Source organism: Streptomyces sp. NPDC059917, assembly GCF_042730635.1.
Classification (GTDB): Bacteria; Actinomycetota; Actinomycetes; order Streptomycetales; family Streptomycetaceae; genus Streptomyces.
This window is the reverse complement of sequence record NZ_JBHWLC010000158.1, coordinates 1-6,965: the sequence shown is the minus strand read 5'-3', so window position 1 is coordinate 6,965 and position 6,965 is coordinate 1. Positions and strand designations below refer to the sequence as shown.

Below are 6,965 nucleotides of genomic sequence, written 5' to 3'. Positions count from 1 at the left end.
CGGCGCCGCTTCTCGGGGCTCCGCCCCGAACCCCGCGCCTCAAACGCCGGCGAGGCTGGATCTGGCACCGCCGACCACGACCAGCGGGCCGGCGAGGCTGGATCCGGCATCGCCGACCACGACCAGCGGGCCCGCGAGGCTGGATCTGGCACCGCCGGTCGGGACCCGCGGGGCCGGGGTCAGGCCCGCGCCCCCGGCCAGTTCGGCTTGCGCTTTTCGTTGAAGGCGGCCACGCCCTCGGCCCGGTCCGCGGAGAAGGCCACGCCCCACCAGGCCGCGTCCTCGACGTCCAGCCCGGCCGCCAGGTCGAGCCCGTGCCCCAGCCGCAGCGCCCGCTTGGCCGCCCGCAGCCCCACCGGGGAGTTCGCCGCCATCCGCCCGGCCAGCTCCAGGGCCGCCGCACGGTCCGTACCCGCCGGGACCACCGATTCGACCAGGCCCAGCTCCAGCGCCTCCGCCGCCTCCACCCGCCGCGCGGTGAAGATCAGCTCCGCGGCCCGCGCCGCCCCGACCCGCCGGGGCAGCAGCTGCGTACCGCCGCCGCCCGGGATCACGCCCACCGACACCTCCGGCAGGCCCACCACCGCGGTGGTGTCGGCCACGATCACGTCGCAGGACAGGGCCAGCTCGAAGCCGCCGCCGAGGGCGAAGCCGTGGACCGCCGCGATCGTCGGCATCGGAAGGGCGAGCACGCCCCCGTAGGCGCCGCGCGAGGCGGGCCGCCGGGCCGCCAGCTCGGCGTCGGTCAGGGAATTGCGCTCCTTGAGGTCCGCGCCCACGCAGAAGGCCCGCTCGTGCGTGGAGGTCAGGACCGTCACCCGCACCCCGGCGTCGGCGGCCAGCGCCGCGCACGCGGCGCCCAGCGAGCGCGCCAGCGCGTCGGAGACGGCGTTCATGGCCTTGGGCCGGTCCAGGACCAGCTCCGCCACCGCGCCGCCCTCGCCGTGGCGCCGCACCGCGACGAACTCCCCGAACCGGACCTCAGCCTCGTCGCCAGTGCCCACAGCGCCCACACCCTCCTGGTTAACGAACGTTACCCAGGGATCTTAGGTGTCCGCCGCGTCAGCAACCAGGGCTCCACGACCCCCAGTCCGCGCACCGGCCGTTGCCACATCGGCTGGAGCGCGAAGCGGTAGGTCACCTCGTCCGCGTCGGGCCCCGCCTGCTCCCGCGCCTCGGCCGCCTTCTTCTCCGAGACCGGCGCCGCCCCGGTGCGGCCCAGCTCCTCGGCCATCGCCCCGTCCACGAGCACCGCGTCCTTCGGCGCTATCGAGGTCAGCCGCGAGGCCAGGTTCACGGTGGTCCCGAAGACGTCGCCCATCCGGGTCGTCACCGTGCCGAAGGCGATCCCCACCCGCAGCTCGGGCATCTGCGGGTCCTCCTCCATCGTCTCGATCAGGCGCAGCGCGATCTCCGCCGCCGTCCCCGCGTCGTCCGCGCAGTACAGCACCTCGTCGCCGAGGGTCTTGATCAGCCGGCCGCCGTACGCGGCCACCAGGTCCGCCGCCGTGGTCTCGAAGGCCTCGACCAGCTCGCCCAGCTCCTCCTCCTCCAGGCGCCGGGTCAGCCGGGTGAAGCCCACCAGGTCCGCGAAGCCCACCGCGAGCCGCCGGTCGACCATCTCCTCGTCGTCGGCGACCTGCACCACCCGCCCGGTGGCCGCCGCCAGCTGGCGGCGCCACACGTAGACGAGGAACTCCTCCAGCTCCGGCAGGAGCAGCTCCACCAGCGGGTACGTGACCTCCGTACGGGTCATCCCCGGCTCCGGCGGCTCCGTCAGCCCCTCCAGGAACGAGTCGATCTGCCACTCGGCCAGCCGCGCCGTGGTCTGCCCGGTGGAGCGCGCCACCTGCACCGCCATCGGCTCGCTGAGCAGCCCGGCCTCCACCAGACCGGCGAGCCGGCGCAGGGCCAGCACGTCCGCCTCGGTGAGCGCCTTGGCCTGCCCGATGTCCGCGAAGCCCATGGCCCGCCAGAAGCGCGACGCCAGCTCCATCGAGACACCGGCGCTGCGGGCCGCCTGGAAGGGCGTGTACCGGCGCTCGGCGCCCAGGATGAGCTGCTCCAGCCGGATGGCGAGCGGATCCGCCGTCGGCTGGACGGTGTGGTCGACCTCGTGGTGGGGAGTGTGCTGGTCACGCCCGATCGGGGTGCCCGGACCGCTCACGGGTCCGCCACCCGGGGAGCCGGACGCGCTGGACGTCGGGTCGTCGACGGTCAAGAGCCGCCTCCTGTCCATTCCGTGCGCACTGCCCTGCCGAACCGGTTGATCACCGGGAGCACCGGGATCGCCTAAACCATACGGCAGGTGTGCCGTAGCTCACTCCCCACTCCACCAGCTGTTCATCGCCGGTCGGCGACCCGGGCCGTCTAGTGAACCGACCGCAGGTGTACGACGTCCCCCGCGCCCACCGCTTCGTGCGCGTCGTCCGCCGTCCGGATCAGCAGCCGTCCGTCCGAGTCCACCGCTTCGGCCGTTCCGGTCAGCTGCCGACCGCCGGGCAGCTCCGCCCGCACGTGCCTGCCCAGCGTCGCGCAGCCCGCCGCGTACGTCTCCTGCAGACCGCTGGTCGCCGGGTCGCCGCCCGCCGCCCGCCAGCGCTCGTACCACTGCTCCAGGGAGCGCAGTACGGACCTCAGGAGCGGGTCGCGGTCGGTGACGGTGGCCTTGGCGAGCAGCAGCGAACCGGCCGCGGGCACGGGCAGTTCGTCCTCGGTCAGCGAGACGTTCAGCCCGATCCCGACGACCACCGCGTCGCCGGTGCGCTCGGCGAGGATGCCGCCGGCCTTGCGCTCCTCGCCCTCCACGGTGACCAGCAGGTCGTTGGGCCACTTGAGGGCGGTGTCCACCCCGGCCGCCCGGGACAGCCCGGTCGCGGTGGCCACCCCGGCGAGCAGGGTCAGCCACCCCCAGCGCTCCACCGGTACGTCCGGCCCGGGCCTGAGCAGGACCGAGAAGAACAGCCCGGAGCGCGCGGGGGCCGTCCAGGTGCGGTCCAGGCGCCCGCGCCCGGCGGTCTGCTCCTCGGCGACCAGGACGGCCCCCTCCGGGAGGTCCGCCGCCCGCGCGGCGAGGTCGGTATTGGTGGAGCCGGTGGATCCGGTCACCTCGACCGAGGTCCACAGTCCACCGGGGACCACGAGGGCCCGCTGGAGCGCGGCGGCGGACAGCGGCGGCCGGCTCAGGCTGGACCAGCGGTCGGCGGCGGCTCCGGATGAGGCATCTGATGGCGTCATGCAACCCACAGTAGGTGTGGCAAACGCCGCACTGCCGAGCGCCATGCCCGCCGATACGCTACGCACCAGTAGCCAGCAGCAGTCAATCAATTGACCATGGCAGTTGACCTTCCAGGGAGCCGCGACCCCGATGTCTCAACCCTCAGAGCCGATCGACATCCACACCACCGCGGGCAAGCTCGCGGACCTGCAGCGCCGCATCGACGAGGCGACCCATGCCGGATCCGCGCTCGCCGTGGAGAAGCAGCACGCCAAGGGCAAGCTGACGGCTCGTGAGCGGGTGGCGCTGCTGCTGGACGAGGGGTCGTTCGTCGAGCTGGACGGCTTCGCCCGGCACCGTTCGACCAACTTCGGGCTGGAGAAGACCAAGCCCTACGGCGACGGCGTGGTGACCGGCTACGGCACGGTCGACGGACGCCCGGTGGCCGTGTTCTCGCAGGACTTCACCGTCTTCGGCGGCGCCCTCGGCGAGGTCTACGGCCAGAAGATCATGAAGGTCATGGACTTCGCGCTGAAGACCGGCTGCCCGCTGGTCGGCATCAACGACTCCGGCGGCGCCCGGATCCAGGAGGGCGTCAGCGCGCTCGGCATGTACGGCGAGATCTTCCGCCGCAACGTGCACGCCTCCGGCGTGATCCCGCAGATCAGCCTGGTCGTCGGGCCCTGCGCGGGCGGCGCCGTGTACTCCCCCGCGATCACCGACTTCACGGTGATGGTCGACCGGACCTCGCACATGTTCATCACCGGCCCGGACGTCATCAAGACGGTCACCGGCGAGGACGTCGGCTTCGAGGAGCTGGGCGGCGCCCGCACGCACAACAGCGTCTCGGGCGTGGCCCACCACCTGGCCGGGGACGAGAAGGACGCGATCGAGTACGTGAAGTCGCTCCTCGCGTACCTGCCGTCGAACAACCTCTCGGAGCCGCCCGCCTTCCCCGAGGAGGCGGACACCGAGGTCTCGGCCACGGACCTCGAACTGGACACGCTGATCCCGGACAGCGCCAACCAGCCGTACGACATGCACACCGTGATCGAGCACGTCCTGGACGAGGGCGAGTTCCTGGAGACCCAGGGGCTGTTCGCGCCGAACATCCTGACCGGCTTCGGCCGGGTCGAGGGCCACCCGGTGGGCATCGTCGCGAACCAGCCGATGCAGTTCGCGGGCTGCCTGGACATCGACGCGAGCGAGAAGGCCGCCCGGTTCGTGCGGACCTGCGACGCCTTCAACGTGCCGGTGCTGACGTTCGTCGACGTACCGGGCTTCCTGCCGGGCACGGACCAGGAGTACAACGGAATCATCCGGCGCGGCGCGAAGCTGATCTACGCGTACGCCGAGGCCACCGTCCCGCTCATCACCGTGATCACCCGCAAGGCCTTCGGCGGCGCCTACGACGTCATGGGCTCCAAGCACCTCGGCGCCGACCTGAACCTGGCCTGGCCGACCGCGCAGATCGCCGTCATGGGCGCCCAGGGCGCGGTGAACATCCTGCACCGGCGGACGATCGCGGCCGCCAAGGACGAGGCGGAGGCCGAGGCCACCCGGGCCGCGCTGATCGCCGACTACGAGGACACCCTGCTCAACCCGTACACGGCCGCCGAGCGCGGTTACATCGACGCGGTGACCATGCCGTCCGAGACCCGGGCGCACATCGTGAAGGGGCTGCGGCAGCTGCGCACCAAGCGCGAGTCGCTGCCGCCGAAGAAGCACGGCAACATTCCCCTGTAGGACCCCGGACCGGACCCTGGAGGTCTCTGTGGTGATCAAGGTGGTCAAGGGCAACCCGACCCCCGAGGAGCTGGCCGCCGCACTGGCGGTGGTCCAAGCGCGCGCGGCGGCGCTGGCAGCGGCGGCGCCGGGCGCTCCCCGGGTCGAGGACGAGTGGGCGGCCCCCTCGCGGGTGGCCCGGCGGCGGCTGCCGCAGCCGGGGCCGCGGGCGTGGGGACGTACGTACTGGCCGTCCTGAGCCGACGCCCGGGCGCGCGCCCGGGCCGAAGATGACGTGAACGGACGGTGGCGCCTGAGTACCCGTACTCAGGCGCCACCGGCGTACCCGGAGCACGATCGGGTCATGCTCTGGTCCGATCCGAAGAACGAGCCGCCGAAGGACATGCGCGAGGCGCAGTCGATGATCCGCCGGATGAGCGTGGTCCTGGCGCTGGCGATGGTGGTGGTCGTCTACGTCCTCGGCGTGCACGGCCTGCGCTGAGGCCGCCTGCGCCGGGCCCCCCGGGGCTCCTACGATGGCCCCCATGACCGCCACGCCCGCGCAGCCGCGCGCCCTCGTCCTCGCCTCCGCCTCGCCCGCCCGACTGAACCTGCTGCGCCAGGCCGGTCTCGCCCCGCACGTCATCGTCAGCGGGGTGGACGAGGACGCCCTGGAGGCGGACTCGCCGGCCGCGCTGGCGCTCGTCCTGGCCGAGGCGAAGGCCGCCGTGGTGGCGGCGCTGCCCGAGGCCGCGGGGGCGCTGGTGATCGGCTGCGACTCCGTGCTGGAGCTGGACGGGGAGGCGCTGGGCAAGCCCGCCGACGCCGAGGAGGCCGTGGCCCGTTGGAAGGCGATGCGCGGCCGCAGCGGCGTCCTGCGCACCGGGCACTGCCTGATCGACACCGCGAACGGGGCTCAGGTCTCCGCCACCGCGTCCACGACGGTCCGCTTCGGCGAGCCGACGGACGCGGAGGTCGCGGCGTACGTGGCGAGCGGCGAGCCGCTGCACGTGGCCGGGGCGTTCACCCTCGACGGCCGCTCGGCGCCCTTCGTCGACGGCATCGACGGGGACCCGGGCAACGTGATCGGGCTGTCGCTGCCGCTGCTGCGCTCGCTGCTGGGCGAACTGGGCGTGTCCATCACGGACTTGTGGACGTGATCCGCATCTCCCCGCCGACCTTGGCGTAGAGCGTCAGGGTCAGCATCAGCAGGGCGAAGATCAGCATCGTGGCCGCGAAGGCGCCCCAGCCGACCAGTGCGGCGGCGAGGGCGCCGAGCACGATGTGGGTGACGGCCGTGACGACGAAGAGCACCCGGGCGAAGCGGCCCGGGGGCCGGTCGCGGATCGCGGTGACGGCCAGGAACACCGCCGCCGCCAGCAGGAAGATCCCGATGCCCGCGCCCATGGCGTAGGTGGCCGTCGACATGACGTCAGGATCCATGCCCGCTATCGACATGGCCTGGTTGTGCGTGGTCGCGCCCAGCACGATGTGGACGAACACCAGCACCGCCGCTTCCACCACAAGAACGATCGCGGCCACCGAGGCCACGAGTCTGCGCAGCACGGCGCCCCCACCCGATCCGCATGCGTCCACAAAAGCGTTCGACTCCTGGAGGCTACTAACGGGTAAACCTTCGGACAAGGGGTCGGGGCCGCTTCGTTACGGGCAAAGAAAGCCGGGCCCGTTGGTAGGGAGTCCACAAAGAAACCCGCCGACCCGCTGACCCCAAACGCAGAGACCTTCGACACACGGCACGGCTAGGGTGCAGTCGGGGATCCCGCTGACCTGGGGCGCCACAAGGGGTGTCGACACTCGAGGGAGCCTCGAATAACGCTCCGTGTGGGCAAGCTCACCTCTGGGGACGGGTCGAAAGGCCGTGTCGGCTGTCCCTAAACTCAGCTTGTTTCAAGGAGGGAGCCATCGTGCGCAAGGTGCTCATCGCCAACCGTGGCGAAATCGCTGTCCGCGTTGCCCGGGCCTGCCGGGATGCCGGGATCGCTAGCGTGTCCGTGTACGCCGA

The 6,965-nt window shown here is 72.4% G+C and carries 9 protein-coding genes; 5 read left to right on the top strand and 4 right to left on the bottom strand.

The genetic code is table 11. From position 1 onward, the window contains the following. Positions 1–179: 179 nt before the first annotated feature. The 3 genes from ACFWAR_RS38900 to ACFWAR_RS38890 form a co-directional block, all read right to left on the bottom strand. Positions 180–1,004 carry an enoyl-CoA hydratase-related protein gene (locus tag ACFWAR_RS38900; RefSeq protein WP_385788312.1) on the bottom strand — a complete coding sequence of 275 codons (825 nt, stop codon included), beginning with the start codon at positions 1,002–1,004 and terminating at the stop codon, positions 180–182. A gap of 29 nt (positions 1,005–1,033) precedes the next feature. Beyond that, complete coding sequence (locus ACFWAR_RS38895; protein ID WP_385788309.1) at positions 1,034–2,221, bottom strand: adenylate/guanylate cyclase domain-containing protein; 1,188 nt, start codon at positions 2,219–2,221, stop codon at positions 1,034–1,036. A 149-nt stretch (positions 2,222–2,370) separates the two neighbouring features. Next, the gene (locus tag ACFWAR_RS38890; RefSeq protein WP_385788306.1) at positions 2,371–3,237 is read right to left on the bottom strand and encodes a biotin--[acetyl-CoA-carboxylase] ligase; all 867 of its coding nucleotides are present in this window, start codon (positions 3,235–3,237) and stop codon (positions 2,371–2,373) included. Between the two features lie 130 nt (positions 3,238–3,367). Here ACFWAR_RS38890 and ACFWAR_RS38885 point away from each other — a divergent pair, with 130 nt between their 5' ends. The 4 genes from ACFWAR_RS38885 to ACFWAR_RS38870 all read left to right on the top strand — a co-directional run bounded on the left by ACFWAR_RS38885 (position 3,368) and on the right by ACFWAR_RS38870 (position 6,102). Then, on the top strand, positions 3,368–4,963 hold the full coding sequence (locus tag ACFWAR_RS38885; protein ID WP_385788303.1) for an acyl-CoA carboxylase subunit beta: 1,596 nt from the start codon (positions 3,368–3,370) through the stop codon (positions 4,961–4,963). A gap of 28 nt (positions 4,964–4,991) precedes the next feature. After that, positions 4,992–5,201 (top strand): acyl-CoA carboxylase epsilon subunit, encoded by a 210-nt coding sequence (locus tag ACFWAR_RS38880; protein ID WP_354379759.1) that lies wholly within the window; start codon positions 4,992–4,994, stop codon positions 5,199–5,201. A 105-nt stretch (positions 5,202–5,306) separates the two neighbouring features. Next, complete coding sequence (gene mmpB, locus ACFWAR_RS38875; protein WP_354379760.1) at positions 5,307–5,444, top strand: morphogenic membrane protein MmpB; 138 nt, start codon at positions 5,307–5,309, stop codon at positions 5,442–5,444. Positions 5,445–5,478: 34 nt separating this feature from the next. Next, positions 5,479–6,102 (top strand): Maf family protein, encoded by a 624-nt coding sequence (locus ACFWAR_RS38870; protein WP_385788299.1) that lies wholly within the window; start codon positions 5,479–5,481, stop codon positions 6,100–6,102. Here ACFWAR_RS38870 and ACFWAR_RS38865 read toward each other — a convergent pair. Then, complete coding sequence (locus ACFWAR_RS38865; RefSeq protein ID WP_385788296.1) at positions 6,083–6,508, bottom strand: hypothetical protein; 426 nt, start codon at positions 6,506–6,508, stop codon at positions 6,083–6,085. The two genes, ACFWAR_RS38870 and ACFWAR_RS38865, sit on opposite strands and share 20 nt — an antisense overlap. A 359-nt stretch (positions 6,509–6,867) precedes the next feature. Here ACFWAR_RS38865 and ACFWAR_RS38860 point away from each other — a divergent pair. Continuing rightward, a partial coding sequence (locus ACFWAR_RS38860) for a biotin carboxylase N-terminal domain-containing protein (protein ID WP_385788315.1) occupies positions 6,868–6,965 on the top strand: 98 nt, incomplete at its 3' end.